This is a genomic window from Psychromarinibacter sp. S121, assembly GCF_049801035.1.
Classification (GTDB): Bacteria; Pseudomonadota; Alphaproteobacteria; order Rhodobacterales; family Rhodobacteraceae; genus Psychromarinibacter.
Genome location: NZ_JBNAGE010000002.1, coordinates 815,810 through 837,670 on the forward strand (window position 1 = coordinate 815,810; position 21,861 = coordinate 837,670).

Annotated in this window: 23 protein-coding genes; 13 read left to right on the forward strand and 10 right to left on the reverse strand. The window is 64.9% G+C overall.

Annotated features, from left to right (window positions below):
* Positions 1 to 90: 90 nt before the first annotated feature.
* Positions 91 to 852: a hydroxyacylglutathione hydrolase gene (gloB, locus tag ACP156_RS12365; RefSeq protein WP_425051635.1), complete on the reverse strand. Its 762-nt coding sequence runs from the start codon at positions 850 to 852 to the stop codon at positions 91 to 93.
* A 63-nt stretch (positions 853 to 915) separates the two neighbouring features.
* Between gloB and ACP156_RS12370 the strand changes: the two genes are divergently transcribed.
* The 8 genes from ACP156_RS12370 (at position 916) to ACP156_RS12405 (ending at position 8,620) form a co-directional block, all read left to right on the forward strand.
* Positions 916 to 1,659: a class I SAM-dependent methyltransferase gene (locus ACP156_RS12370; protein ID WP_425051636.1), complete on the forward strand. Its 744-nt coding sequence runs from the start codon at positions 916 to 918 to the stop codon at positions 1,657 to 1,659.
* Positions 1,660 to 2,022: 363 nt separating this feature from the next.
* Positions 2,023 to 2,589, forward strand: a complete 567-nt coding sequence (locus tag ACP156_RS12375; protein ID WP_425051906.1) for a F0F1 ATP synthase subunit delta — start codon at positions 2,023 to 2,025, stop codon at positions 2,587 to 2,589.
* A 1-nt stretch (position 2,590) separates the two neighbouring features.
* The gene (gene atpA, locus ACP156_RS12380; RefSeq protein ID WP_425051637.1) at positions 2,591 to 4,129 is read left to right on the forward strand and encodes a F0F1 ATP synthase subunit alpha; all 1,539 of its coding nucleotides are present in this window, start codon (positions 2,591 to 2,593) and stop codon (positions 4,127 to 4,129) included.
* Between the two features lie 12 nt (positions 4,130 to 4,141).
* Positions 4,142 to 5,020: a F0F1 ATP synthase subunit gamma gene (locus tag ACP156_RS12385; RefSeq protein WP_425051638.1), complete on the forward strand. Its 879-nt coding sequence runs from the start codon at positions 4,142 to 4,144 to the stop codon at positions 5,018 to 5,020.
* A 19-nt stretch (positions 5,021 to 5,039) separates the two neighbouring features.
* Positions 5,040 to 6,464: a F0F1 ATP synthase subunit beta gene (gene atpD, locus ACP156_RS12390; RefSeq protein WP_425051639.1), complete on the forward strand. Its 1,425-nt coding sequence runs from the start codon at positions 5,040 to 5,042 to the stop codon at positions 6,462 to 6,464.
* An 11-nt stretch (positions 6,465 to 6,475) separates the two neighbouring features.
* Positions 6,476 to 6,871, forward strand: a complete 396-nt coding sequence (locus ACP156_RS12395; RefSeq protein WP_425051640.1) for a F0F1 ATP synthase subunit epsilon — start codon at positions 6,476 to 6,478, stop codon at positions 6,869 to 6,871.
* A 129-nt stretch (positions 6,872 to 7,000) separates the two neighbouring features.
* Positions 7,001 to 7,351 (forward strand): H-type lectin domain-containing protein, encoded by a 351-nt coding sequence (locus ACP156_RS12400; protein WP_425051641.1) that lies wholly within the window; start codon positions 7,001 to 7,003, stop codon positions 7,349 to 7,351.
* A gap of 48 nt (positions 7,352 to 7,399) precedes the next feature.
* Entirely contained in the window at positions 7,400 to 8,620 is a 1,221-nt protein-coding gene (locus ACP156_RS12405) for an MFS transporter (RefSeq protein ID WP_425051642.1), read from the forward strand.
* Here the strand turns inward: ACP156_RS12405 and ACP156_RS12410 are convergent.
* The gene (locus tag ACP156_RS12410; RefSeq protein WP_425051643.1) at positions 8,605 to 9,624 is read right to left on the reverse strand and encodes a ribose-phosphate pyrophosphokinase; all 1,020 of its coding nucleotides are present in this window, start codon (positions 9,622 to 9,624) and stop codon (positions 8,605 to 8,607) included. The genes ACP156_RS12405 and ACP156_RS12410 overlap by 16 nt on opposite strands.
* A gap of 110 nt (positions 9,625 to 9,734) precedes the next feature.
* Between ACP156_RS12410 and ACP156_RS12415 the strand changes: the two genes are divergently transcribed.
* Positions 9,735 to 10,334 (forward strand): 2-hydroxychromene-2-carboxylate isomerase, encoded by a 600-nt coding sequence (locus ACP156_RS12415; RefSeq protein WP_425051644.1) that lies wholly within the window; start codon positions 9,735 to 9,737, stop codon positions 10,332 to 10,334.
* A 10-nt stretch (positions 10,335 to 10,344) separates the two neighbouring features.
* On the opposite strand, the gene ACP156_RS12420 is transcribed toward ACP156_RS12415, so the two are convergent.
* From ACP156_RS12420 to ACP156_RS12450, 7 genes are all read right to left on the reverse strand, one after another.
* Positions 10,345 to 11,397, reverse strand: a complete 1,053-nt coding sequence (locus tag ACP156_RS12420; protein WP_425051645.1) for a threonine aldolase family protein — start codon at positions 11,395 to 11,397, stop codon at positions 10,345 to 10,347.
* A gap of 136 nt (positions 11,398 to 11,533) precedes the next feature.
* Positions 11,534 to 12,010: a YcgN family cysteine cluster protein gene (locus ACP156_RS12425; RefSeq protein WP_425051646.1), complete on the reverse strand. Its 477-nt coding sequence runs from the start codon at positions 12,008 to 12,010 to the stop codon at positions 11,534 to 11,536.
* Positions 12,007 to 12,948: a bifunctional riboflavin kinase/FAD synthetase gene (locus ACP156_RS12430; RefSeq protein WP_425051647.1), complete on the reverse strand. Its 942-nt coding sequence runs from the start codon at positions 12,946 to 12,948 to the stop codon at positions 12,007 to 12,009. The genes ACP156_RS12425 and ACP156_RS12430 overlap by 4 nt, the downstream gene beginning before the upstream one ends.
* Before the next feature lie 32 nt (positions 12,949 to 12,980).
* Positions 12,981 to 13,424, reverse strand: a complete 444-nt coding sequence (locus tag ACP156_RS12435; RefSeq protein WP_425051648.1) for a MaoC family dehydratase — start codon at positions 13,422 to 13,424, stop codon at positions 12,981 to 12,983.
* 125 nt (positions 13,425 to 13,549) lie between these two features.
* Positions 13,550 to 14,422: a TIGR01459 family HAD-type hydrolase gene (locus tag ACP156_RS12440; RefSeq protein WP_425051649.1), complete on the reverse strand. Its 873-nt coding sequence runs from the start codon at positions 14,420 to 14,422 to the stop codon at positions 13,550 to 13,552.
* A gap of 108 nt (positions 14,423 to 14,530) precedes the next feature.
* The gene (locus ACP156_RS12445) at positions 14,531 to 15,262 is read right to left on the reverse strand and encodes a gamma-glutamylcyclotransferase (RefSeq protein ID WP_425051650.1); all 732 of its coding nucleotides are present in this window, start codon (positions 15,260 to 15,262) and stop codon (positions 14,531 to 14,533) included.
* A 150-nt stretch (positions 15,263 to 15,412) separates the two neighbouring features.
* A complete protein-coding gene (locus tag ACP156_RS12450; protein WP_425051651.1) occupies positions 15,413 to 16,333 on the reverse strand; it encodes a manganese-dependent inorganic pyrophosphatase in 921 nt (306 codons plus the stop codon).
* Between the two features lie 122 nt (positions 16,334 to 16,455).
* On the opposite strand from ACP156_RS12450, the gene ACP156_RS12455 reads away from it, so the two are divergent.
* A complete protein-coding gene (locus tag ACP156_RS12455) occupies positions 16,456 to 17,145 on the forward strand; it encodes a DUF2161 domain-containing phosphodiesterase (RefSeq protein ID WP_425051652.1) in 690 nt (229 codons plus the stop codon).
* Positions 17,146 to 17,249: 104 nt separating this feature from the next.
* Positions 17,250 to 18,569, forward strand: coding sequence for a Hint domain-containing protein (locus ACP156_RS12460; protein WP_425051653.1), 1,320 nt, complete (start codon positions 17,250 to 17,252; stop codon positions 18,567 to 18,569).
* A 12-nt stretch (positions 18,570 to 18,581) separates the two neighbouring features.
* Here the strand turns inward: ACP156_RS12460 and ACP156_RS12465 are convergent, their stop codons facing one another.
* Positions 18,582 to 19,586 (reverse strand): TraB/GumN family protein, encoded by a 1,005-nt coding sequence (locus ACP156_RS12465; RefSeq protein ID WP_425051655.1) that lies wholly within the window; start codon positions 19,584 to 19,586, stop codon positions 18,582 to 18,584.
* A 177-nt stretch (positions 19,587 to 19,763) separates the two neighbouring features.
* Between ACP156_RS12465 and groES the strand changes: the two genes are divergently transcribed.
* Together groES and groL are read left to right on the forward strand one after the other, a co-directional pair.
* The gene (gene groES / locus ACP156_RS12470; protein ID WP_425051656.1) at positions 19,764 to 20,051 is read left to right on the forward strand and encodes a co-chaperone GroES; all 288 of its coding nucleotides are present in this window, start codon (positions 19,764 to 19,766) and stop codon (positions 20,049 to 20,051) included.
* Between the two features lie 48 nt (positions 20,052 to 20,099).
* Positions 20,100 to 21,743, forward strand: coding sequence for a chaperonin GroEL (gene groL, locus ACP156_RS12475; RefSeq protein WP_425051657.1), 1,644 nt, complete (start codon positions 20,100 to 20,102; stop codon positions 21,741 to 21,743).
* Positions 21,744 to 21,861: the final 118 nt, after the last annotated feature.

The window sequence follows — 21,861 nt, forward strand, 5'->3', positions numbered from 1 at the left end:
GGTTTTCTCGTGGGGGACGGTCACATTTTTATTCACGCGACCGGAATTTGGGCAGGAGGGCAACGCGGGCTGCCCAAGGTTGCGACGTTGTCAGAAGGAGTCCTTGCGCCTGCGGATCTCCGCAAAGACTTCGGCGTCGGGCGACGACTCCATATTTAGGAGCGCCTTAACCTCGTGCAAGTGCGCCCGAAGAAAGGGGTTTGTTTCCTTTTCCTCACCAATGCTGGCTGGCACGGTGGGTTCGTTTCGCGCTCGCTTGGCTTCGATGTCCCTGGCCCGCGCCTGCAACGCCGCGTTGTCCGGCTCGATGGTCAGCGCAAAGCGGGCGTTGGACGCGGTGTACTCGTGGCCGGAATACACCAGCGTGTCATCCGGCATCGCCAGAAACTTCTGCATCGAGTCCCACATCATTTCCGGCGTTCCCTCGAACAGTCGCCCGCAACCGAGTGCCATTAGACTGTCGGCCGAGAACACGGCCTTGGCTTTCGGGAAATGGAAAGCGAGGTGGCCCAGCGTGTGGCCCGGCACCGCAAGCGGCACGGTATAGGCGTCGCCCTCGCCGCCGTTCATGCCTTCCTCCAGCGCCATGTCGAGTTGCGGCAGTTTGTCGGCCTCCGCCTTGGGGCCCATCACCTTGCAGCCGTACTTCGCGCGCAGTTCCTCGACGCCATCGACGTGATCGTGGTGGTGGTGCGTGATCAGGATCGCGCCAAGGTCCCAGCCGCGGCTTTCGAGCGTGTCGATGATCGGCCCGGCCTCGGGCGCGTCGATCAGGCAAACGCCGTCGGGCCCTTTCACAAGGTAGGCGTAATTGTCGCGCAGGCAGGGGACGGTGACGATCTCGAGGGGCATGGTCTTTCCTTCTTGCTGCGGTATTCTTCGCCCCGACCCTCGCCGATACGCCAACGGGCTGCAATGCATCTGGACGTTCTGGACCTGCGCAACTTCTACTACCGCTCGGCTTTGGGCCGGTCGGCGCAGCGTGCTATCCGCAATCAGGTGATCGAGATGTGGCCGGACGCACCGGGCGAGACGGTGGTCGGCTTTGGCTTCGCCGCCCCCCTGCTGCGGCCTTACCTGACGACCGCACAACGGGTCGTCGCGCTGATGCCCGGCCAGCAGGGCGTGATGCCGTGGCCCGGCGGCCAGCCCAACGTCTCGGTGCTATGCGAGGAAACGCTGTGGCCGCTGCAGACGGGGCAGGCGGACAAGCTGATCCTGTTGCACGGGCTGGAGACAAGCGAGAACGCGTCAAAGCTTTTGGACGAATGCCGCCGGGTGCTGGTGCCGGGCGGCAAGGCGCTGTTCATCGTGCCGAACCGCGCGGGGCTTTGGGCGCGGCGCGACGGCACGCCTTTTGGTTTCGGCCGGCCCTATTCGCTGTCGCAACTCGAAACGCAGCTAGAGCGCCATTCGCTTGAACCGGCCCGCAGCAGCGCGGCGCTGTACCAGCCTCCGTCCGCCGCGCGGTTCTGGCTGAAGACCGGGAACTTCTGGGAACGGACCGGCCGCCGCCTGTCGATGAGCTATGCCGGGGGCGTGCTGATCGTCGAGGCGACCAAGCGGGTATCGGCGCCGACGAAGGGTATCAAGGAGCGCGTCCGGAAGCCGCTGCGCGTGCTCGAAGGGCTGACCCAGCCGGAAGCAAAGCCGGTCTGACGGCGCCGCAAAAATCCTTCATGTATGAAGTTCTGGCGCAGGCCCGACACGCCTTGTGCGGGACGGTGGCGCTAACAGCCGCGAGGCTGGAAAAATCGCGATAATCAGGGGATTCGCGGGTCCGACGGCAGAAATTCGTGACTATTTCGCTACTTTATTTGGCGGCAATCGGACGCGGAATCGCCAGCGCCTTGTTTTGCTAGGGTTTCGGCATTCCGGAAAGCGGGCTAAGAATGTTGCGGGCGGGTGAGGGCTCTGCTAGACCGGCGCCGATTTTGGAGGCTGGGCCACTGGGCCTTGCCACTTGGGCTGCCTCGGCCCGCGTCATGCGTGGGGGGGAACGGGGCTTCAACACTCGGAAGGATCGACGTGTCCGAAACAGCTTCGATTTCGACCGGCATCGCTGCGCGCTACGCGACGGCCGTCTTTGAACTGGCCAAGGAAGACAACTCCATCGCCAAACTCGAGTCCGACGTGGACGCGCTGGAAGCCGCACTCGCCGAAAGCGCCGATCTGCGCGACCTGATCAGCTCGCCGATCTACAGCCGGGACTCGCAGGGCGCTGCGATCACCGCGGTGGCGCAGAAGATGGGCCTGTCGCCGACGATGACGAACGTACTGGCCCTGATGGCGTCGAAACGCCGCCTGTTCGTCCTGCCGTACATGCTGCGCAACCTGCGCGACCGCATCGCCGCCGAGAAAGGCGAAGTGACCGCGGACGTGATTTCGGCCAAGGCGCTGACCAAGACCCAGTCCGAGAAGCTGGCCAAGACCCTCGCCTCGACCGTGGGCAAGGACGTGAAGATCAATACGACCGTCGATGAAAGCCTCATCGGTGGTCTCGTCGTTAAGGTGGGCTCGAAGATGATCGACACATCGATCCGCTCGAAGCTCGCCAACCTACAGAACGCAATGAAAGAGGTCGGATAAGATGGCGATCCAAGCTGCGGAAATTTCCGCAATCCTTAAGGACCAGATCAAGAACTTCGGCCAGGAGGCCGAGGTGGCCGAGGTTGGCCGCGTGCTGTCCGTCGGCGACGGGATCGCCCGCGTGTTCGGCCTGGACAACGTGCAGGCCGGCGAGATGGTCGAGTTTCCGGGTGGCATCATGGGCATGGCCCTGAACCTGGAAAGCGACAACGTCGGCGTCGTGATCTTCGGCTCTGACCGGGACATCAAGGAAGGCGACACCGTCAAGCGCACCAACGACATCGTGTCGGTGCCGGTCGGCGACGCCATGCTGGGCCGCGTTGTTGACGGTCTGGGCAACCCGATCGACGGCAAGGGCCCGATCGCCACGACCGAGACCCGCGTCGCGGACGTCAAGGCGCCGGGCATCATCCCGCGTAAATCGGTGCACGAGCCGATGGCGACCGGCCTGAAAGCCATCGACGCCATGATCCCGATCGGCCGCGGCCAGCGCGAGCTGATCATCGGTGACCGTCAGACCGGCAAGACCGCCGTCGCTCTGGACACCGTGATCAACCAGAAATCCTACAACGAAGCCGCCGGCGACGACGAAAGCCAGAAGCTTTACTGCGTCTACGTCGCCGTGGGCCAGAAGCGCTCGACCGTCGCGCAGCTGGTGAAGCGTCTCGAAGAGACCGGCGCCATCGAATACTCGATCGTCGTCGCCGCGACGGCCTCGGACCCCGCGCCGATGCAGTACCTCGCCCCCTACACCGCGACCGCGATGGGCGAATACTTCCGCGACAACGGCCGCCACGGCTTGATGATCTATGATGACCTGTCCAAGCAGGCCGTCGCCTATCGTCAGATGTCGCTGCTGCTGCGCCGTCCGCCGGGGCGTGAAGCCTACCCGGGCGACGTTTTCTACCTGCACTCCCGCCTGCTGGAGCGTTCGGCCAAGCTGAACGAGGACAACGGTGCCGGCTCGCTGACCGCGCTGCCGATCATCGAAACCCAGGGCGGCGACGTGTCGGCGTTCATTCCGACCAACGTGATCTCGATCACCGACGGCCAGATCTTCTTGGAAACCGAACTGTTCTTCCAGGGCATCCGCCCGGCCGTGAACACCGGTCTGTCGGTGTCGCGCGTTGGCTCCTCGGCCCAGACCAAGGCGATGTCCTCGGTTGCCGGTCCGGTGAAACTGTCGCTCGCCCAGTACCGCGAGATGGCCGCCTTCGCCCAGTTCGGTTCCGACCTCGACGCCGCGACCCAGCAGCTGCTGAACCGTGGTGCGCGTCTGACCGAGCTGATGAAGCAGCCGCAGTACTCGCCGCTCACCAACGCGGAAATCGTCTGCGTGATCTTCGCGGGCACCAACGGCTTCCTCGACAAGCTGCCGGTGTCCAAGGTCAAGGAATTCGAGGCCGGTCTGCTGAACCACATGCGGAACAACCGGAAAGACATCCTCGACTGGATCACCACCGAGGATCCGAAGATCAAGGGCGAGCCGGCTGACAAGCTGAAAGCCGCGATCGAGGAATTCGCCAAAGACTTCGCGTAAGGGGGAAGGCGAATGCCGTCTCTGAAGGACCTGAAAAACAGGATCGACAGCGTCAAGTCGACGCGGAAGATCACCAAGGCCATGCAGATGGTGGCCGCGGCCAAACTGCGCCGGGCGCAGGAGGCCGCGGAGGCCGCGCGCCCCTATGCCGAACGGTTCAATGCCGTGATGGCTGGCCTCGCGGGGTCGGCGCAGGAGCTGGGGCAGGGCCCCAAGCTTCTGACCGGCACCGGCAAGGACGACGTACAGCTTCTGGTCGTCATGACCTCGGAAAAAGGGCTGTGCGGCGGCTTCAACACTTCGATCGTGCGGCTTGTCCGCTACCAGATCGAAAAGCTGCGTGGTGAAGGCAAGACCGTGAAGATCCTCACGGTCGGCAAGAAAGGCCGTGAACAGCTGAAGCGTGACTACGCCGATCTGTTCGTGGGTCACATAGACCTGAGCGAGGTCAAGCGCATCGGCTATGCCAACGCGCAGGACATCGCGAAGGACGTGCTGGCGCGTTTCGATGCCGGCGAGTTCGACGTGGCCAAGATCTACTACTCGAAGTTCGAGTCGGTGATCAGCCAGAAGCCGCAGGAGCTGCAGGTGATCCCTGCCAAGTTCGAAGGCGAGGCCGCCGAGGCCACGACGTCGAACCTGTACGACTACGAGCCCGACGAGGAAGCGATCCTCGCCGACCTGCTGCCGAAGTCGATCGCCACGCAGATCTTCGCGGGTCTGCTGGAGAACGGCGCCTCGGAACAGGGCGCGCGGATGACCGCGATGGACAACGCCACCCGCAACGCGGGCGACATGATCGACCGGCTGACCATCGAATACAACCGCTCGCGTCAGGCCGTGATCACCAACGAGCTTATCGAAATTATCTCGGGCGCCGAGGCGCTCTAACCGAACCGGAGACACTTACATGGCAAACGCGAAAGGCAAAGTGACCCAGGTCATCGGCGCCGTCGTCGACGTGCAGTTCGACGATCACCTGCCCGAAATCCTCAACGCGCTTGAAACCGAAAACCACGGCAACAAGCTGGTCCTCGAAGTCGCTCAGCACCTTGGCGAAAGCACCGTGCGCTGCATCGCTATGGACGCGACCGAAGGTCTGGTCCGTGGTCAGGTGGTGACCGACACCGACGGCCCGATCATGGTGCCGGTCGGCAACGCCACGCTGGGCCGCATCCTGAACGTCGTGGGCGAGCCCGTCGACGAAGGCGCGCCGATCACCTCCGACGAGAAGCGTGCGATCCACCAGCCCGCTCCGAAGTTCGAAGAGCAGGCCACCGAGTCCGAGATCCTCGTGACCGGCATCAAGGTCATCGACCTGCTGGCCCCCTACGCCAAAGGCGGCAAGATCGGCCTGTTCGGCGGCGCCGGCGTGGGCAAGACGGTTCTGATCATGGAACTGATCAACAACATCGCCAAAGTGCACTCGGGCTACTCGGTGTTCGCCGGCGTTGGTGAACGGACCCGCGAAGGCAACGACCTGTACCACGAGATGATCGAATCCAACGTTATCAAGCCCGATAACCTGGAAGACTCGCAGGTGGCGCTGGTCTACGGCCAGATGAACGAACCGCCGGGAGCCCGTGCCCGTGTTGCGCTGACCGGCCTGACGCTGGCCGAGCAGTTCCGCGACCAGTCCGGGACCGACGTTCTGTTCTTCGTCGACAACATCTTCCGCTTCACGCAGGCGGGTTCCGAGGTGTCGGCGCTTCTGGGCCGTATCCCTTCGGCGGTGGGCTACCAGCCGACCCTCGCGACCGACATGGGCGCGATGCAGGAACGCATCACCTCGACCAAGCAGGGCTCGATCACCTCGATCCAGGCCGTGTACGTGCCGGCGGACGACCTTACCGACCCCGCGCCCGCCACGACCTTCGCCCACCTCGACGCCACCACCGTTCTGTCGCGTGCGATCTCGGAACTCGGCATCTACCCGGCCGTGGACCCGCTCGACTCGTCGTCGCGTCTGATGGACCCGGCGGTTCTGGGCGAAGAGCACTACCAGGTTGCCCGTGACGTGCAGGGTATCCTTCAGCGCTACAAGTCGCTGCAGGACATCATCGCGATCCTCGGGATGGACGAACTGTCGGAAGAGGACAAGCTGACCGTGGCCCGCGCCCGGAAGATCCAGCGTTTCCTCAGCCAGCCGTTCGACGTGGCGAAGGTGTTCACCGGCTCGGACGGTGTGCAGGTTCCGCTCGAAGACACGATCTCGTCCTTCAAGGCGGTCGTGGCCGGCGAGTACGACCACCTGCCCGAAGGCGCCTTCTACATGGTCGGCGGCATCGACGAGGTGAAGGCCAAGGCCGAGCGTATGGCCGCGGAAGCGGCGTAAGGTAGGGCAAGATGGCCGATACCATGCAATTCGACCTCGTGTCCCCGGAACGGAAGCTGGCCTCTGTGAAGGCCACTGCCGTGAAGATCCCGGGCACCGAGGGCGACCTGACCGCGATGCCGGGCCACGCGCCCGTCATCACGACGCTGCGTCCGGGTGTGCTGTCGGTCGAAGGGCCGGAAGGCACGCAGGACTACGTGGTGTCCGGCGGTTTCGCCGAGATCTCGGCGGAATCGACTTCGGTGCTGGCCGAGCGGGCAATCCCGCGCGGCGAGGTGTCGAAGGAGTTCCTCGACGAACTGCGCGCCGAGGCGGAAGCCCGGCACGAGGCCGCCGAGGACCACGAGAAGGACATCACGTCCAAGGCGCTGTCCGATCTGGCCCACCTGGCCGAGGACATGGTCTGACCGACCCAGCCTTAAGGCACTCTTAAAGAAGCCCCGGCAGACTTGCCGGGGCTTTTTCTTTTCGTAAAATCGGAATTCGCGAGGGGCGAATTCAATCTTGGATTGCAGGGGTCGGAGGAAACGATCGGAATGAGACGGCTGAGCAACTACCTGGTCGGTGTCGATCAGGGCAGCGTTCCGATGTTCTCTGATTTCGAGAACGACGGCCGCATGTGGTCCGGCGACGGCCCCCGGATGCGCCGCCGCAAGGTCGCGTTCTCTCACCCGTTCCGCGCAACCCCCGCCGTTCACGTGTCTATTTCCATGTGGGATACCGACGGCGACCGCAACCAGCGCGCCGACATCTCGGCCGAGGCGATCACGCCCGAGGGGTTCGAGCTTGTGTTCCGGACTTGGGGCGACAGCCGTGTCGCGCGCATCCGGGCGGACTGGCTGGCCATCGGCGAGCTGCCGCACGACGACGACTGGCAAATGTACTAGCGGTCAGTTCACGCTTGCCTTGACGCGGGTGGCGGGAAACAAACCGTCATGGCGCTTCGCATTGGTCCATACGTCTTTATTCTCGCCACGCTGGTGATCGACGCCATCGGCATCGGGATCGTGTTTCCGATCATGCCCGACCTGATGGAACGCGTCGGCGCGCACGACACCGCCGAGGGCTCGATCTGGGCGGGTGTGCTGATGGCGGCCTATGCCGGGGCGCAGTTCGTCTTCGGCCCTATCGTGGGCTCTGTGTCCGACGCGTGGGGCCGCAAGCCGGTGCTGCTGGCGGCACTGTTCTTCCTTGCCATCGACTATGTGGTGATGGCGCTTGCGGGCACGTTTTGGCTGCTGCTGATCGGTCGGACTTTGGCCGGGTTGGCGGGCGCGACCTTCATCACCGCCACGGCCTATATCTCGGACATCACCCCGCGCGAGGACAGAGCGGCACGGTTCGGCATGATCGGCGCGGCCTTCGGCATCGGCTTCGTGATCGGCCCGTCGCTGGGCGGGCTTGTCGCCGCATGGCACGTCACCGCGCCGTTCTGGGTGGCAGCGGTGCTGGCGGCCGCGAACCTTGTGCTGGGGCTGCTGGTGCTGCCGGAATCGCTGCCGAAGGACCGCCGCCGGGCCTTCGGCGCCCGAGACCTGAATCCCTTCGCCAGTTTCGCAATCGCGTGGGCAATGCCGGGCATGGCGATCCCGCTGATTTGTATCGGCCTCTTCGAGTTCGCCAACATGGTCTACCCGACGCTCTGGGCCTTCTGGGGCCGCGAGATGTTCGGCTGGTCCGCGCTGGTGATCGGCCTGTCGCTGTCGGGCTACGGCCTGCTGGCCGCGCTGGCCCAGATTTTCGTGATGCCCGTCGCCGTGGCCCGGCTGGGAGAGGGCAGGCTGGCGCTGTGCGGACTGATAACGGCGCTGGTCGGGTTCATGGGCTTCGGGCTGGCGGGCAGCGTCTGGGCCGTGGCGCTGGTGATGCCGTTGGCGGCTCTGTCGGACCTCGTTCCGCCAACCCTGACCGCCCTGTCCGCAAATGCCGCCGACGAAGACCGGCAGGGCATGATCCAGGGCGTGATCGCCTCGCTCGGCTCGCTTGCCGCCGTGATCGGCCCCTTGGTGTTCACCCCGGTATTCTCGGTCTTCGCAGGTCCGGACGCGGCGGTGCGAATGCCCGGCGCGCCCTTCCTGCTGTCGGCAGCCATCGTCGCGTGCGTATTGCCGCTCGCGTACCGGCTGACCCGGCCCGGCGTTCAGAACCGGGCGTAGGTGCCTTCGTAGATCGGATGCAGCGTCTCGGTCTCGAACAGAGACGAGACAGAGGTGCCGTTCCAGATGTTCAGGATCGCCTGAGCGAAGATCGGAGCGGTCGGAACGATACGGATGTTCTTCGCGGCCTTCACCGGCGCGGTCGCCTGAATGGTGTCAGTGATCACCAGCGACTTCATCACCGACTTGGTGATCCGCTCGACGGCAGGGCCGGACAGAACGCCGTGCGTGATATACGAGTGGACCTCTTTCGCGCCCTGCTCCATCAGCACCTCGGCCGCCTTGCACAGGGTGCCGGCGGTGTCGCAGATGTCGTCGACGATGATACAGGTCTTGCCCTTCACGTCACCGATCACGGTCATCTCGGCGACCTCGCCCGGCTTCTCGCGGCGCTTGTCCACGATGGCCAGTTGCACGCCGATCCGCTTTGCAAGCTCGCGGGCGCGCGCCACGCCACCCACGTCGGGCGAAATCACGGTGACGTCCTTCAGCTTGCCCTTGAACTGGTGCTCGATGTCCAGCGCGAAGACCGGTGCGGCGTACAGGTTGTCCACCGGGATGTCGAAGAAACCCTGAATCTGCGCCGCGTGCAGGTCCATCGTCAGGATCCGCTCGATCCCTGCGGTGACCATCATGTTGGCGACCAGCTTGGCCGAAATCGGAGTGCGGGCCTTGGTGCGGCGATCCTGACGGGCATAGCCGAAATAGGGGATCACGGCGGTGATCCGCGCCGCCGACGACCGGCGCAGCGCGTCGGCCATGATCAGCAGTTCCATAAGGTTGTCGTTCGCCGGGTTCGAGGTCGGCTGGAGGATGAACATATCCTCGCCGCGGACGTTCTCGAAGACCTCGACGAAGATCTCGCCGTCGTTGAAGCGCTCGACCCGCGCTTCCACCAGGCCGACGTTCACGCCCCGGTGCATCGACATCCGCCGTGCGACGGCAGAGGCGAGGGTCAGGTTGGCGTTGCCGGACATCAGTTTGGGTTCGTGGATCGCGGGCATGGCAGCAGGTCTCTGGGAAGATGCAGGGATGACGGATTCGTGACGTTGGCCACCGCTTAGCACCCTGATACGGTCTTGCAAACAAGACGCAGCGTAGGGAGGCCGGGCCGTTGCCGCATATCGACTATTACTTCTCGACAATCTCGCCATTCAGCTATCTCGCAGGGACCCGGATGGAAGAGATCGCCGGGAAGCACGGGGTCTCGGTGACCTACAAGCCCTATGACCTGATGGCGGCGTTTCCCCGCACCGGAGGCACCCCGCCCGCCGAGCGCTTCGAGGGCCGGCTGGTCTATCGCCTTCAGCTTCTTGCGCGGACGGCAAAGAAGCTTGGGATGCCGATCAACCTGAAACCCGCGCATTTTCCAACCAACGCGGCGCCGTCGTCCTATGCCATCATCGCGGCGCAGTCTGCGGGCGGCGGCGACATGGCGGCGCTGACCCACGGCATTCTTCGCGCCTGCTGGGCGGAAGAGAAGGACATCGCGCAGGACGACGTGATCCGCGACTGCCTGTCCGCGGCGGGCTTCGACCCGTCCCTTGCCGACAGCGGGCTGCTGGCCGGGGCCGAGACCTACGCCACGAACCTTGAAGACGCCGTTTCGCATGGCGTCTTCGGCTCGCCCTTCTACATCACGGATGGCGACGAAAGGTTCTGGGGGCAGGACAGTCTCGAAGATCTTGACCTGCACCTGTCCGGCAAGCTCTGACGGGCCAAGGTCAGGCGGTCAGTGCACCAAGGAAGCTGTCGATCTCGTCCTCGCCGGTGCACCAGCTGCACACGAGCCGGCCCGAGACGGGCTGATCCGGGTCGCCGTCAAGCGACTGGTGGCCGGGCCAGACGTGATACGCCGCGCCCGCCGCGCGCACCTTGTGGTGCAGCCCGCGCGGGAAGGCGGCGAACACCATGTTGGCGTCCTGCGGATGGACAAGGCTGGCGCCGGGCACCTTCAGGATGCCCTCGGCCAGCCGGTCGGCGCGCGCGTTCGCGGTCCGCGCCATGTCCAGCCACAGGTCGTCGGTCAGATAGGCCTGCATCTGCGCCGACAGGAAGCGATGCTTCGAGAACAAGTGCCCGCCGCGTTTGCGGCGCAACTCGAACTCCCATGCCTTCTTCGGATCGAACAGCACGACAGCCTCGACCCCCATCAGGCCGTTCTTGGTGCCGCCGAAGGACAGCACGTCGACGCCCGCGCGCCACGTCAGGTCGGCGGGCGAGGCGTTGGTCGACACCAGCGCATTCGCGAACCGCGCGCCGTCCATGTGGACCGGCAGGTCATAGTCCTTCGCCACGGCGGCCAGCGCCGCGACCTCGGATACCGAATAGACCGTCCCGTTCTCCGTCACGTCGGTGATCGACACCATACCGCGCTGCACGTTGTGCACCCCGCCGCGCCCAGTGAAGCGGATCGTCTCGCGCAGACCCTCCGGTGTCATCTTGGCGTGCTCGCCATCCACCAGCACCAACTTGGCGCCGCCGGTATAGAACTCGGGCGACGCGCATTCGTCCTCCTCGATATGCGCGTTGCGGTGGCAGAAGATCGCGGCCCACGGCGGACAGTAGCAGGCCAGCGACAGCACGTTCGCGGCGGTGCCGGTGGCGACCAGATACACCGCGGCCTCCGGCGCCTCGAAGATGTCGCGGATGCGGTCGCGCACTTCGTCCATGATCGGATCGGCGCCGTAGGACGGCACGTAACCGGAATTGGCGGCGGCCAGCGCCTCGATCACCTTGGGATGCGCGGGGGACGTGTTGTCGGAAGAGAAGAACATCGCGGTCGTCCTGAAGTTCGGGGATTGCCCGTGTCAGACCATATTCAGCGGCAGAGGGCAATCGCGCCCGCTGATGCGTGTTCTGACCGGAAATGCCCGGGGAAACGCGGGGCGCCGGCCCCATGCAAGCGCGGCGTCAGCCTTTCGGCTCTTCGATGATATAGTCTTCCCAGTCTTCTTCCGGGATTTCGAACTCTGGCACCGTCCAGCCCTGCACCGAGACGCCCGCCTCGTGAACCGTGTCCGGCGTGCCCGAGATCAGCGGGTGCCAGTCGTACAGCGCCTTGCCTTCGTACAGCAGCCGGTAGGCGCAGGTCTCGGGCATCCAATAGGCGATCTCGCCGATGTTCTTCGGGGTCAGCACGACGCAGTCGGGCACGAACTGCTTGCGGATCTCGTACTGCGCACAGCGGCAGGTCGCGTCGTCCAGCAGGCGGCAGGCGATGCGGGTAAAGGCGACCTCGTTGGTGTCCGGGTCTTCAAGCTTGTTCAGACAGCACTTGCCGCAGCCGTCGCACAGCGCCTCCCACTCGCGCGCGGTGAGGTTCTTCAGCGGCACCCGTTCCCAGAACCTGTCCCGCAATCCGTGGCGGTCGATCGGGTCGGCGGTCATGGCAGCGCCGCGAGGATCTCTCGCGCGCGGGCGCAGTCGGCGTCCATCTGCGCGACCAAAGCGTCGAGGCTGTCGAACTTCGCCTCGGGGCGCAGGTAGTCGACCAGCGCGATCGACAGGTGCTGGTCGTACAGATCGCCGCTGAAGTCGAACAGGAAGGTTTCGAGGTTCGGCACGTTCTCTCCGAACATCGGGCGCAGGCCGATGTTCGCGGCGCCGTCATAGCTGCCCTTGTGCGGTCCGGTCAGGATGTCGGCCTTCACGGCATAGACGCCGAATTTCGGCGGGTGCAGCCCGGTGATCGACATGTTGGCGGTCGGATAGCCAAGGTCGCGGCCCCGCTTGTCGCCATGCCGCACGGCGCCGTCGATCCGGTGCCAGTGCCCCAGCATCGCGGCGGCGTGGCGCGGCTCGCCCTCGGCCAGCGCGGTGCGTATGCGTGTCGACGAGACTTCCAGCCCGGCCGTCTCGACAAGCTCGGCGACCGTCACGCCAAAGCCGAAACGCGCGCCGAACTCCTGCAACATCCCGGTGGTGCCCGTCCGGCCCTTCCCAAAGCAGAAGTCGGCGCCGACGACGACATGGCTCAGGCCCAGCCCCTCGGCGATCACCACGCGGGCAAAGTCCTCGGCCGACAGGCCCGACAGCCGGGCGTCGAACGGAAGCTGGTACAACTGATCCACGCCCAGCTTCTCCAGCCGGTGCGACTTCGTCTCGGCGCTCATCAGCCGGAAGGGCGGTGCGTCGGGGGCGAAGAACTCGCGCGGGTGCGGCTCGAAGGTCATGATGCCAAGCGGCGCGCCGGTGCGCGTCGCCTCGGACCGGGCGATGTCGATGACAGCCTGATGGCCAAGGTGTACGCCGTCGAAATTGCCGATAGCGGCGGACGCGCCCTTGTCGGCGTCGGCGATCCCTGTCCAGTCGGTGAAGGTCTTCATGGTCCCCCGAGCGACGGGGGAGGCCCCGTCCGTCAGTCGAATTTCCGGCTGGGCGCCAGGACCAGCGCTTCGCCTTTCAGGACGACCGTATCGCCCACGGCGCAGTGACAATCAAGCGTGACCCGCCGCCGCGAGTGATCGATCTCGCGCACCTTCACCTCGGCATAGACCATGTCGCCGGGGCGCACCGGGGCCATGAATTTCAGCGTCTGGCCAAGGTAGACCGTTCCATGTCCGGGAAGCTGCTCGCCGATGACCGCCGAGATCAGCCCCGCGGTCAGCATCCCGTGCGCGATGCGGCCCTCGAAGATCGTGTCCATCGCATAGGCATCGTCCAGATGCACCGGGTTGCGGTCGGTCGACACCTCGGCGAACAGCTCGATATCGCGGTCGGTGACCTGCTTGCGCAGATAGCGGCACATGCCGATCTCGAGATCCTCGATACAGATCGTGCCACGTTCCAGATTGTCGAGCATGACGGCCTCCGGGCGGTTGTTGCACTGCAGCATATACCGTCCGGCGGCCTACGGATCAATCACGAAAGTAATTTAGGTCACGAAATGCCGCACAATTTGAAATTTTATTGCTGCTCCGTTTCGGGCTAGCGTAGGAACCCGATGCTGAAGGTCGGGTCGAACCCGTGGATGTTCAGCCATGCGTCCAGCCGGTCGGAATGCGGATGCGCGCCGTCCAGCGTGTCCTCTGCCGCCAGCCCGCCCGCGACGAAAAGCACGTCCAGATCCTCGCCCACCGCGCCTTGCACATCCGTGTGGATGCCGTCGCCGATGCAGAGGATGCGCGCCTCGGGCACATCTTTCTCTATCGCGGCCAGACGCCGCCGGGCCAGATCGTAGATCGGTGGGTGCGGCTTGCCGAAATACAGGCTTTCGCCGCCCATCTCGGTATAAAGTTCGGCCAGCGCGCCGGCGCACCACTGGCGCTTGTCCCCCACGTCGACGATCACGTCGGGGTTCATGCACAGAAGCTTCATGCCCTTGGTCTTCGCGTACAGGAAGTCACCGCGATAGACCGACGGATCGGCATAGGGGTCTTCCGGCCCGGCAACGACCAACCCCTCGGCCTCTTGCAGCGGCACCACGTCGACATGGATCGGATCGTCCAGAATTTTCGGCGGCTCGAAGATGGTGCGGTCGGTCTCGTAGCCGATGAAATGCACCTTGCTGCCCACCGCGCCGGTGAACAGTGCGGTGCGGGCGCTGTCGCCCGACGTCGCAATCGCATCCCATGCGTCGCGCGGCACGCCGATCCGGTCCAGGCCCTTCGCCACCTCGGTCCAGGCGCGCGGGGCGTTGGTGACAAGCACCACCGACCCGCCCTTGGCCCGGAACGCCTGCAATGCGGCGACCGCCTCGGCGAAGGGCTCGCGCCCGTTGTGCAGGCAGCCCCAGACGTCGCAGAAAACGGCGTCATACTCGGCGGAAATCTCGGAAAGGTGGTGGATGATGCGGGTCATGGGGCGGGCCTTGGCTGCGCGTTCGGGGGCGGTATCGCACGAACCAACAGGCGCTGGAACCCGCGATCGTGGCGCCCGGACGCCGGATGCCGCAAGCGTGTCACGGGTTCAGGATCTGGCCCGCAAGTCCCGCGCATCGGACAGAAGGCGCGCCATGTCGGCATCCTCGATTTTCAGGATCTCGAAGTGCTCGGCGAGGTTCTCGATATACTCGAGGCTGGTGCCAAGGATGCCTTCGCCCGTCGCGGCATAGGCGACCTGATCCGCGTGAGACAGGTCGGGATGGATCATGTCGGCGTCGTGGTCGGCGGCAAAGGCAAGCACGGTAATCTCGCCATGGTCGGTGCCCGCGGGCAGGAACTCCTCGTGGTAACAGGGCGAGATGCGCTCGCGGCGCCACAGGATGTCGGTCTCTTCCTCCAGCCGTTCGGCGGCGATGCGAAACGCAAGCCCGTCGCAACCCGGCCCGTCCGGGTCGCGGTCCAGCGCCGCCATGACGCCGGGATGATCCGGCGTGCCGCGACCACCCGAGACGTCTTTCAGGATGAAACGGCGGGCGAAGCCGGGCAGGTGGGCGCGGCGCACTTCCTCGAACAGGAAGGCCGGGTTCCACATCAGCGAACCATAGGCGAAGACCCACAGGTCGCTGTCGCGCCGGTCCTCAAGCGCGGCGTTGCGGAATGCTTCGCGCACATCGTCCGGATAGGCGGGCATCGGGTCAAGGCCGCGTGCCGCCAGTTCCGCCTCGATCGCAGCGGGGTCGAAGGTGCGGAAGAACGAGGTCAGCGGATCCTCGATCTTGCCGCGCAGGCCGGGGTGATGGCGGTAGGGATCGGTCATCTGGCTCTCGCTGGACTGCAACGCGCCATGGGTGACAGCCGCACCCGGCGGGCACAACCCGGATCGCCGCACACAGATGGTGCACGAGGGCCCGATACGAAAAGACCCCCGGCGATGCGGGGGTCTTCAGGCATTCGGAAAGCGGTTCGCTTACAGCGTCAGCGCCGGGATGATCTGCTTCTTGCGGCTCATCACGCCCGGCAGCACCACGGTGTCGCCCGAAACGGTTGCGCCAAAGCTCTTCTCGGCCACGGTCTTGACCGTGTCATTCGGCACCAGCAACGTCGCTTCTTCCTTCAGGATATCGACGACGAACAGCAGAACCTCGTCCACGCCATCCTCGGCGGCGACGGTTTTCATCGTCTCCATCAGCGACGCCTTGCGGTCCAGCGGGATGTTCGGCGCGGTGGTTTCCAGAACCGAGACGCGGAACTTGGTGCCCGAAACTTCGTATTCCTTCGAGTCCATGCGGATCAGTTCGGCGTCCGAGAAGGCCGACACATCCGATTTCGCCGCGAACATCTCGGCGGCGTAGTCCGGGATCGACAGGCCGAGGTCGGCGGCAAGCTGCTCGGCCAGCGCCTTGTCCTGCTCGGTCGTGGTGGGCGAGCGGAATTCCAGCGTGTCGGACAGGATGCACGACAGCATCAGGCCCTTGATGCCTTCGGGCATCTTGGCGTCGTTGTCGCCCATCAGGTTGTGCATGATGGTCGCGGTGCAGGCGAGCGGCTTGATCGTGATGTCGATCGGGCCTTTCGTTTCCAGACCGCCGGTCAGCTTGTGGTGGTCGATGATCTGCAGGATGTCCGCGTCGTTGATCGCGTCGGGCAGTTCGGCCGGGTTGTTGGTGTCGACGATGACGACCTCGTCACCCGCTGCGACGCCCGAGATGATCTCGGGCTTGTCATAGCCCCAGCGCTTCAGGACGAATGCGGCCTCGGTGTTGGGCTCGCCCAGCAGCTTCGCCTCGGCGGGCTGGCCGCGGTGCTCGGAAAGGTACCAGGCCCAGATCAGGGGCGAGCCGGTGGAATCGGTGTCGGGGGATTTGTGGCCGAAGACTTTGATGGTCATGTCTCTGTCCGTCGTTTTCAGGAAGGCGTTGGTGCAGGCGTATCGGTCGTGCGTTTCGGGCGCCTCTATAGGGCTACGGCGGCGGGTTGTCACGCGGCGGCAGGTGAGGTCAAGTGGCGCGCATGGCCGACATGCGCGAAACAGATCTCTACCCGCCCGTGAAGGCGTTTCTCGAAGGGCAGGGGTACGAGGTGAAAGGCGACGTGGCCGAGGCCGACGTGGTCGCCTGTCGCGGCGACGCCCCGCCGGTGATCGTCGAGCTGAAGACGGCCTTCTCGCTGACCCTTCTGCATCAGGCCGTGGCGCGGCTGGCGATCAGCGACACCGTCTATGTCTGCGTCCCGCGCAAGACGGGGCGCGCGTTTCACCGCGCGTTGAAGGACAACATCGCGCTGTGCCGCCGCCTTGGGCTTGGGGTGATCCTTGTCCGCCTGTCGGACGGCCATGTCGAGGTGCCCTGCGACCCCGGACCCTACGCCCCGCGCCAGTCCGCGAAACGCCGCGACCGCCTGCTGCGCGAGTTCGCGCGGCGCGAAGGCGACCCGTCGCCCGGCGGCTCGGTCCGGGGCGGTGTGGTCACCGCCTACCGGCAGGATGCAATGCGTCTTGCGGCGCATCTGGCAGAGCATGGCCCGAGCAAGGGCGCCGAGGTGGCCCGCGCGACCGGCGTCGAAAAGGCTACCCGGATGATGGCGGACGACCATTACGGCTGGTTCGAGAGGGTCCAGAAGGGCGTCTACGGATTGACGCCAAAAGGTGCAAAATCGCTGGACTGCACCGATTCCGACGTGGACCTCGCGTCAAGTTCTTGAATTTACATGCGTTTAGCAGGTATTTGCCCCAATTCCGCCGGAATGTCGGGGCTTGAACGGGCTGTGCGGCCGCAAAGCGGCGTGTTCAAGACAGGCGGAAAGCGATGTCATCCCAGAACGGGGGCGATACCATTAACGGCGACTGGCAGGACAATGACCTGACCGGGACCGAAGGCGACGACAGCATATCCGGCGCGACCGGCAACGACACTCTTGATGGCGGCGGCGGTGACGACACGCTGCACGGTGGCGACGGAAGCGACGGTCTGACGGGCGGCGAGGGCAACGACAGCCTCGACGGCGGTTCGCAGACCGATACGCTGGATGGCGGCGCTGGCAACGACACGCTTTACGGCCAAAGCGAGAACGACGTCGTGATCGGCGGTGACGGCGACGATTACCTCGATGGCGGAGCGCAGGACGACAGCCTGTATGGCGGTGCGGGGAACGACACGCTGGTCGGCGGGACGGACAGCGACCTGATGGACGGCGGCGCCGGCGACGACATGATCTATGCCGGCGGCTACGAAGGTGGCCACGACATGATCGTGTGGGGCGCCGACGGCGGTCACGACACGATCAGCGGATTCAGCCCCGAGGACGATGTCATCTATGTCGATGGCGCGACCATCGACGACGTCGTGCTGACGGCGACGGATGATCCGAAGATCTGGGTCATGACCCTGAAAGGCGTCGACGACGCCAGCCTGACCATCGACTTCACCTATTTCTGGAACAGCGGCATCACTGTCGAGGAACTGAAACAGCAGGTGGTGACCGAGAAGGATGTCACCATTCCCGACTCGCCCGCCGCCGCGCCTGTCTGCCTGACAGCCGGGGCGATGGTGGACACGGCGACGGGCCCACGCCCGGTCGAGACACTTGCCGAAGGCGATCTTCTGCGCGTTGCGGATGGCGGCTTGCGCCCGGTCCGCGCCGTGCTGCGCAACCGCGTAAGCGTCGCCGCCCAGCAGGCCGATCCGGCGCTGCGGCCGGTCGAGGTAGCGGCAGGCGCTTTCGGCGACGGCCTGCCAAGACGGCGCATGCTGGTGTCGCTTCAGCACGCCTTTCTTGCGCTGGACGACCGGCCCAACGGCAAGGGCGAGGTGCTGGTGCGCGCCCGCCATCTGGCCGAGGAACTGGGACTTGCCCGTCTGGTGGCGATGCCGCGTGCGAACGTCACCTATTTTCATCTGGTGATGGACCGCCACGAACTGATCAACGCCGACGGCGTCTGGACTGAGACCGTCTTCGCGGGCCCCGAGGCGCTGGCGGCGGACGTGGTGTTGCAGCGAATGCTCGAAGGCCACGACATCCGGCCGATGGACCGTCGCGCGCGACCGTTGCTGCTGCGCAAGCACCTGCGCCGGTTCGCACGGCTCAGGATCGGTCGCGGTGCAGGTGAAAAGGACGCTGCCGCCTAAGACGGCGGCGCGTTACTTTGCCATTCGGGGCCTTCGGGTCACGCTGAACCCTTCCTCTTCCAGCAGGTGCAGCAGTCCGGCCTCTCCGGGCAGGTGCATCGCGCCCACGGCGACCAGCGTGTCGCCTTCGGCTGACAGGATGCGCTCCATCCAGGCGGCGTTGCGGTCCTCGATCAGGACCGTTTCGAACCGGTCGATCTGGTCGGCGAGTTCTTCCGCCGAAAAGGCGGGGTCGTCCACGGACTGCGCGATGGTGAACTCCCAGATCAGCTGGATCTCTTCGCGGAAATAAGCCTCTGCCATCGTCACCGCTTGATCGGCGCTTTGTCCTGCCTGCTGGGCCAGCCCGTAGCGCAGAAGATCAAGCTGCTCTTCCTCGGTGAACGCCGCGAAGGCCTTCAGCGCGGTGTCGATCGGCTCGAGCGCCAGTGCCGGCTTGTCCATCGCCTCGGCGGCGGCGGTGATCATGCCGTCCAGCCCGCGCTTGCCCTCCTGCAAGGCCTCCAGGTCGCAGCGTGTCATGCCAAGCTGCGCCATCGCCATCCACGGACGCATCTGCGACGCAAGAAAACCCGGCACGCCCCGGTCGGCCATCGCTTCACGCAGGCGGGCCCAGTCTTCTTCGCCCAAAAGGTCGGGTAGGGTCGGGCCTTCGGTGATGAAGGCAAGCGAAGGCTCTGCGGCGATCATGCGTTGTAGCCGCGCCTCGTCGCCCGAGCCCATCTCGAGATAGACCGCATCCGCGGTTTCCAGGAACGGGCGCACCTGTTCCATCGTCGCCTCGTGGCGCGGGTCGTACAGGTGCATGGTGCCGACCAGCAGGATGTGCCGCCCGTCGCGTTCGGCGTCCCACAGGATGCCGCTGCCGTGCGGAACCGCGTCGGCAAGGTCCCGCAGACGGGCCTGTTCATCCGCCGGAAGGGCTGTTATCAGGTCGCTTCCGCCACAGTCGGCTGTGGCCGCTGCGGGCCTCAGCGCGACCAGCGCGAGGAAAAGAAACGTAAGAAATTTGCGCACTTGCGGAACCTCCGGGGGTGTCGCGCAAGAGGGTAAGCCAGCTATCCCCGCACGCAAGCAAATTTCTGTGAAGCCGCCTGTTGACTCGTGGAAGCCCGCTCCTTATCTCCGGCTCGTTAGCACTCGATGGAGGTGAGTGCTAACTTGGGAGAACAATGAACCAAGGAGCGTTCAGAGATGGCATTCACCCCGCTGCATGACCGTGTGCTGGTCCGCCGTGTGGAATCCGACGAGAAGACCAAGGGTGGTCTGATCATCCCCGACAGCGCGAAAGAGAAACCGGCCGAAGGCGAGATCGTCGCTGTTGGCGCCGGCGCCAAGGACGACGACGGCGATCGCATCGCGATGGACGTCAAAGCCGGCGACAAGATCCTGTTCGGCAAGTGGTCCGGCACCGAGATCTCGCTGGATGGCGAAGAGCTGCTGATCATGAAGGAAAGCGACATTCTCGGCATCATCGCCTGAGACCTGTCCCCTTCAATCACTCAAACAATTCAGACGGAGTAACCAATCATGGCTGCTAAGGACGTCAAGTTCGACACCGACGCCCGTAACCGTATGCTCAAGGGTGTAAACATCCTTGCCGATGCGGTGAAAGTGACCCTCGGCCCGAAAGGCCGCAACGTGGTCATCGAGAAATCGTTCGGTGCCCCGCGCATCACCAAGGACGGTGTTTCGGTCGCCAAGGAAATCGAACTGGAAGACAAGTTCGAGAACATGGGCGCCCAGATGGTGAAGGAAGTCGCTTCCCGCACCAACGACGAAGCCGGCGACGGCACCACCACCGCGACGGTTCTGGCCCAGGCCATCGTCAAGGACGGCCTCAAGTCGGTTGCCGCCGGCATGAACCCGATGGATCTGAAGCGCGGCATCGACCTGGCCACCGCCAAGGTCGTCGAAGCGATCAAGAACGCTGCCCGCGACGTGACCGACTCGGCTGAAGTCGCTCAGGTCGGCACCATCTCTGCCAACGGCGAAGAAGCCATCGGCAAGCAGATCGCCGACGCGATGCAGAAAGTCGGCAACGACGGCGTCATCACCGTCGAAGAGAACAAAGGCCTCGAGACCGAGACCGAAGTCGTCGAAGGCATGCAGTTCGACCGCGGCTACCTGTCGCCCTACTTCGTCACCAACCCGGACAAGATGATTGCCGAGCTGGATGACTGCATGATCCTGCTGCACGAGAAGAAACTCTCGTCGCTGCAGCCGCTGGTTCCGCTGCTCGAGCAGGTGATCCAGTCGCAGAAGCCGCTTCTGATCATCGCCGAAGACGTCGAAGGCGAAGCGCTGGCGACCCTCGTGGTCAACAAGCTGCGCGGCGGCCTGAAGATCGCTGCCGTCAAAGCTCCGGGCTTCGGCGACCGCCGCAAGGCCATGCTGCAGGACATCGCGATCCTGACCGGCGGCCAGGTGATCTCGGAAGACCTCGGCATGAAGCTCGAGTCGGTGACCATGGACATGCTCGGCACCGCCAAGACCGTGTCGATCACCAAGGACGAGACCACCATCGTCGACGGCCACGGCGAGAAGGCAGAGATCGAAGCCCGCGTGGCCCAGATCCGCACGCAGATCGAGGAAACCACCTCGGACTACGACCGCGAGAAGCTGCAGGAACGTGTTGCCAAGCTGGCGGGCGGCGTTGCCGTCATCCGCGTTGGCGGCATGACCGAAGTGGAAGTGAAAGAGCGTAAAGACCGCGTCGACGACGCGCTGAACGCGACCCGCGCTGCTGTGCAGGAAGGTGTCGTGGTCGGTGGCGGTGTTGCCCTGATCCAGGGTGGCAAGGCCCTCGAAGGTCTGGAAGGCGCGAATAGCGACCAGAACGCCGGTATCGCCATCGTGCGCAAGGCTCTGGAAGCTCCGCTTCGTCAGATCGCCGAGAACGCTGGCGTTGACGGTTCGGTCGTTGCCGGCAAGATCCGCGAAAGCCAGGACCTGTCCTTCGGCTTCAACGCTCAGACCGAAGAATACGGCGACATGTTCAAGTTCGGCGTGATCGACCCCGCGAAGGTCGTCCGCACCGCGCTGGAAGACGCTGCCTCGGTTGCCGGTCTGCTGATCACCACCGAAGCGATGGTCGCCGACAAGCCGCAGAAGGAAGGCGCCGGCGGCGCCCCCGACATGGGCGGCATGGGCGGCATGGGCGGCATGATGTAATCAGCCGCTCCATCCGGAGTTACGGGAAAGGGCGCCCCTTGCGGCGCCCTTTTTCTTTGCCCGCGGTCCCTTCCGGCAACCGACTGCCGAACAAGGACACGCGGCCAAGCGCGCACTT

What these genes read in the sequence shown, in the direction of transcription:
- ACP156_RS12440 (WP_425051649.1), bottom strand. Translation starts at nt 14,422, where the DNA reads ATGACCCGCATCATCCACCACCTTTCCGAGATTTCCGCCGAGTATGAC.
- ACP156_RS12400 (WP_425051641.1), top strand. Translation starts at nt 7,001, where the DNA reads ATGAGACGGCTGAGCAACTACCTGGTCGGTGTCGATCAGGGCAGCGTT.
- ACP156_RS12455 (WP_425051652.1), top strand. Translation starts at nt 16,456, where the DNA reads ATGGCCGACATGCGCGAAACAGATCTCTACCCGCCCGTGAAGGCGTTT.
- ACP156_RS12405 (WP_425051642.1), top strand. Translation starts at nt 7,400, where the DNA reads ATGGCGCTTCGCATTGGTCCATACGTCTTTATTCTCGCCACGCTGGTG.
- gloB (WP_425051635.1), bottom strand. Translation starts at nt 852, where the DNA reads ATGCCCCTCGAGATCGTCACCGTCCCCTGCCTGCGCGACAATTACGCC.
- groL (WP_425051657.1), top strand. Translation starts at nt 20,100, where the DNA reads ATGGCTGCTAAGGACGTCAAGTTCGACACCGACGCCCGTAACCGTATG.
- ACP156_RS12450 (WP_425051651.1), bottom strand. Translation starts at nt 16,333, where the DNA reads ATGACCATCAAAGTCTTCGGCCACAAATCCCCCGACACCGATTCCACC.
- ACP156_RS12430 (WP_425051647.1), bottom strand. Translation starts at nt 12,948, where the DNA reads ATGAAGACCTTCACCGACTGGACAGGGATCGCCGACGCCGACAAGGGC.
- ACP156_RS12425 (WP_425051646.1), bottom strand. Translation starts at nt 12,010, where the DNA reads ATGACCGCCGACCCGATCGACCGCCACGGATTGCGGGACAGGTTCTGG.
- groES (WP_425051656.1), top strand. Translation starts at nt 19,764, where the DNA reads ATGGCATTCACCCCGCTGCATGACCGTGTGCTGGTCCGCCGTGTGGAA.
- ACP156_RS12435 (WP_425051648.1), bottom strand. Translation starts at nt 13,424, where the DNA reads ATGCTCGACAATCTGGAACGTGGCACGATCTGTATCGAGGATCTCGAG.
- ACP156_RS12410 (WP_425051643.1), bottom strand. Translation starts at nt 9,624, where the DNA reads ATGCCCGCGATCCACGAACCCAAACTGATGTCCGGCAACGCCAACCTG.
- ACP156_RS12395 (WP_425051640.1), top strand. Translation starts at nt 6,476, where the DNA reads ATGGCCGATACCATGCAATTCGACCTCGTGTCCCCGGAACGGAAGCTG.
- ACP156_RS12370 (WP_425051636.1), top strand. Translation starts at nt 916, where the DNA reads ATGCATCTGGACGTTCTGGACCTGCGCAACTTCTACTACCGCTCGGCT.
- atpA (WP_425051637.1), top strand. Translation starts at nt 2,591, where the DNA reads ATGGCGATCCAAGCTGCGGAAATTTCCGCAATCCTTAAGGACCAGATC.
- ACP156_RS12460 (WP_425051653.1), top strand. Translation starts at nt 17,250, where the DNA reads ATGTCATCCCAGAACGGGGGCGATACCATTAACGGCGACTGGCAGGAC.
- ACP156_RS12420 (WP_425051645.1), bottom strand. Translation starts at nt 11,397, where the DNA reads ATGTTCTTCTCTTCCGACAACACGTCCCCCGCGCATCCCAAGGTGATC.
- ACP156_RS12385 (WP_425051638.1), top strand. Translation starts at nt 4,142, where the DNA reads ATGCCGTCTCTGAAGGACCTGAAAAACAGGATCGACAGCGTCAAGTCG.
- ACP156_RS12445 (WP_425051650.1), bottom strand. Translation starts at nt 15,262, where the DNA reads ATGACCGATCCCTACCGCCATCACCCCGGCCTGCGCGGCAAGATCGAG.
- atpD (WP_425051639.1), top strand. Translation starts at nt 5,040, where the DNA reads ATGGCAAACGCGAAAGGCAAAGTGACCCAGGTCATCGGCGCCGTCGTC.